Consider the following 2870-nt stretch of genomic DNA (forward strand, 5'->3'; position numbering starts at 1 on the left):
CGAGCGAATTACCAAGTGGTATGCCGCGCGAAACGAGCGTCAAACGGGAATCGATTGGCAGTTCACGACCGCAGACGCTCGGATCAAATTAAGACGCCTCTACCCGAAAATTGAGCTGCGATAGACTACTAGTGTCTTGTTCCAACGTCAAGTTCGGGTTGGCATATCGTGGCACGGTGGTCCCCACCGTGATTCTCGACGGAGGACCGTCGAGCCACGTTGCTGACACCCTAAAGTCAAATCTGGTTGAAGCACTAGGCAACAAGCCGATTGGCTGGCGCGGTCGGACTCTCGCTATTCAAACGGTCGACCAGTAAGCCGTCTTGCATGCGGTAGCAACGATCGGCTCGGCGGGCGATCGCGTCGTCGTGGGTGATCATCACGATCGTCAATCCGTCGTCTTCGTTGAGTTGACGCAGAAGTTGCAGGATCGATTCGCCGGTCTCGGTATCCAGATTCCCGGTCGGCTCGTCGGCGAGTAGCAACTTAGGCTCGGACATCAACGAGCGCGCGATGGCGACTCGTTGCATCTCGCCACCTGACATCTCGGAAGGCTTGTGGCTTTTTCGATCAAGCAGTCCTACACGGTCGAGCATCGCTTCGGCGCGAGCCATCAGCGACTTGCGTTCGCGAAAATATCCTAAAACGCTGCGGCCGATCATCGCCGGGGCAAGCACGTTCTCCACCGCTGTCAGTTCCGGCAAAAGGTGATAGAACTGAAAGATGATCCCGATGTCATGGTTGCGATACGCGTCGCGTGCCCGTCGTGGCAAGTGATCGATGCGGCTTCCGTCGAACCAAACCTCTCCCTCGTCGGGCTGATCGAGTGTCGCGAGTAGGTGCATCAACGTGCTCTTACCGCTGCCGCTGCGACCGACCAATGCCGACAAATCGCCACGGTGAAAGGCAACGTCGACGCCGCGTAAAACCGGCAATTCGATTTGATTCTTGTGGTAGCTCTTGCGGATCCCGCGAGCTTCGAGAATCACGTGGTCGAGGGGAGCGTTCATGGACGGCAGGCAAGACAGGGGACAATAGAAATAGAATGTTTGAAACGACGATTACTCGAAACGCAACGCCGTCACCGGGTGCATTCGGGCCGCCCGCATCGCGGGCAAAACACTCGCCGTGGTGGCGATTGCAACCGCTCCCGCCATCACCCAGCACATAGTGAACGGATCGAGGATCGTGGGGATTTCGGTGAAGTAATAGACGGTCGGGTCGAAGACTTCTTGGCCGGTGATTTTTTCGATCACTCCGGCAATCTCGTTGATGTTTTGCACGAATAAAATCCCTCCGATCAATCCGACGCCGCTGCCGACCATGCCGAGCAACAGACCGTAGCTGAGGAAGATGCTCATCACGCCGCCGCCGCTCGCACCGAGTGCCTTGAGCGTCCCGATGTCTCGGGTCTTCTCGACGACGATCATGAAGAACGTTGCCAAGATCCCGAAACCGGCCACGGCGATGATCAAGAACAACAGAATGTTCAAAATCGTCGTTTCCAACCGAACCGCCGCGAGCAACGGGCCTTGCATGTCGCGCCACGTTTGAATGCTGTAAGCGAACGTGTCCGGCGGGAAGCGAGCTCGCAGTGCATCGCGGACCAAATTCAAGTTCGCACCTTCGGCAAGCTTGAGTTGGATCGTCGTGATGCTTTTGCCACCGGAGATCGGATCGATCATTCCGCGAAATTCTTGCAAGTGATCCAATCGGACGAACGCGAACGTGCTGTCGTATTCGCTCATGCCCGACTCGTACAAATCCACGACGGTGAATTTCTGATTAACGACCTTTGGGGTTTCAGACGCATTGGGGAACATCAAGCGAACATCGTCACCGGGCCGGCAATAATAGTGATCGCGGACGTTACCCGATTCGTCTCGCAATTTATTGCTGCACGTGGAAATGCCCAAGATGATTCCCGGATACTGTTCGTGCGAGGCGTCGAAGAGGTCCATCTCGCCATCGTTGTTTCCGTTTCCGCTCAGCATTTCGCCGCCCATCATCTCGGCAGGAATCATCCGTCCGATAGTCGGCCCATCGGCATCGGAACGGTCTCGAGATTCCTGTTCAAGACGCGTGACGGCGCGATCCATTTCGGCGATCCGCTTGCGTTCCTGGTCGAGCGCCTTCTCGTACGCAACGCGGGCTTTGCGGTAATGCCAACCTGAAGCAGGGAACCCCTCGCGGGCTTCGGCGAAGCCGTCGTTCTTCAAATCGAATGAAACTTGTTCTTGGTTTTCCGGATGGATCAAATAGCGACCAAAGTGACTGACCTTGTCGTACGTTTCCGCGTCGATACCGACCAAATTGACATGCCGGGTGATCAATTGTCCGTTGAAATCGATCCCCAACATGCTCGGCACGTGAACGGACATGGACGATCCGACCAGGTCATCGCCGACGATCCGTTTGATCTCCGCGAGGTGTTCTTCGGGTTCCGGCATCCCGCCGCTGGCGTGACACTCGATCAAAATGTCCGACGCCAAACCGTGCAGACGCTCGTGCATTTCCACCGAAAAGCCGGACATGACGCTGTTGACGACGATCAGCGTCGCCACGCCTAAGGTCACACTGATGATCGACGCTAGCGCAATATATCGGGTGCGAAGATAGCGAAAACAAAGCAGCAGTCGGTACATCCGTGTGCCTTCAAATAAAAAGGAAACCATTCCAAACCGCCAGTCTACGTGCCGTCGACGCTCCACAACAACGGCAAAAGTTTGGAGCGAATTCCCTCGGGTGCAGGCACGCTAATCGGCGTTGGGATGACGTTTGAGAATTGGGAGGGCGATTTTCCAGCCAGGACGCTAAGATCGGCTGAAGTTGGATAGGCCCCGTAGTCTAGGAAGGACTCATCATGTCAG

General features: G+C 56.0%; 2 protein-coding genes. Both read right to left on the reverse strand.

Annotated elements, in window-relative coordinates; all coding sequences use genetic code 11:
• Positions 1 to 254 precede the first annotated feature (254 nt).
• The gene (locus Pla100_RS30165) at positions 255 to 1010 is read right to left on the reverse strand and encodes an ABC transporter ATP-binding protein (RefSeq protein WP_146583104.1); all 756 of its coding nucleotides are present in this window, start codon (positions 1008 to 1010) and stop codon (positions 255 to 257) included.
• A 51-nt stretch (positions 1011 to 1061) separates the two neighbouring features.
• Positions 1062 to 2645 carry an ABC transporter permease gene (locus Pla100_RS30170; protein ID WP_146583105.1) on the reverse strand — a complete coding sequence of 528 codons (1584 nt, stop codon included), beginning with the start codon at positions 2643 to 2645 and terminating at the stop codon, positions 1062 to 1064.
• Between the last annotated feature and the right edge of the window lie 225 nt (positions 2646 to 2870).

This window comes from Neorhodopirellula pilleata (assembly GCF_007859915.1).
GTDB classification, from domain to species: Bacteria; Planctomycetota; Planctomycetia; order Pirellulales; family Pirellulaceae; genus Rhodopirellula; species Rhodopirellula pilleata.

Bases quoted from the DNA above. Each gene is read 5' to 3' on its own strand.
- Pla100_RS30170 (WP_146583105.1), bottom strand. From the start codon at position 2,645: ATGTACCGACTGCTGCTTTGTTTTCGCTATCTTCGCACCCGATATATT.
- Pla100_RS30165 (WP_146583104.1), bottom strand. From the start codon at position 1,010: ATGAACGCTCCCCTCGACCACGTGATTCTCGAAGCTCGCGGGATCCGC.